Here is a 675-nt window from a genome sequence, read left to right as displayed (position 1 = left end):
GGCGATACACTGCGCAAGTGCCCGCCCGTCCGGCGCCGCCGCCGACGTTGACAGCCAGCCGGGCCAATGGCAATCCGCAGTGACTGGTCACGCCATGACCTTTGCTGTTGGGGACGGACGGGGTTTCAGCAGCTTGGCGGCGGCGCCTCCGGAACAGCGTTTTTTCCGGTTGTGCAGCGCCGAAATCGGGCTGCCGCATTGCCGCGGTTGCCGCGACGGCAGGCTCCGAAATGGCGGATTTCCGGGCTTTTCGGCCGTTGCGGCAGGCGACGCGAATGTTGCCGCCTACACGTTTGAATAGGCTGGTTTTTCACTGGTTGAGGTGTTTTGGGGTCCGGTTCTCAACTTGACTTTTTTTGGGCGCATTTCGGCAACGCAGCATTGGCGGGCAAACGGCAGTGACTTCCCCGTCGCGCTAGCGGTTTCGTCGCCCCTCAAAGACTGGGGAGGGGAACGCTGCGGCTCTGTGAACCGCTTCATGATGCGCACATGCAGGGATGCTAAAATTCGGCATCGGAGCGGGGGAAGGTGGGCATCGGTTGCTCGAAGTGCTTGCCCGGCGCAGGTCCTGGCCGGCAGATCGGGCAGAGGTGCCCGCGCAGCGACGGAGCGGGGGTTCTTGTTGGGCGTCCCCCCGCTCCGTCCCGGCGTCGGCAAGGAACCTGTCTCCACACG

At 64.3% G+C, this 675-nt stretch carries 1 protein-coding gene; it reads right to left on the bottom strand.

The window, feature by feature from the left end:
• The coding region (locus EOA32_RS39445) for a hypothetical protein (RefSeq protein WP_210214893.1) at window positions 1–199 on the bottom strand (199 nt) is incomplete at its 3' end.
• Window positions 200–675 lie beyond the last annotated feature (476 nt).

Source organism: Mesorhizobium sp. M1A.F.Ca.ET.072.01.1.1 (assembly GCF_004023325.1).
In the GTDB taxonomy this organism is placed as follows: domain Bacteria; phylum Pseudomonadota; class Alphaproteobacteria; order Rhizobiales; family Rhizobiaceae; genus Mesorhizobium.
This window is presented reverse-complemented; position numbering and strand designations above follow the sequence as displayed.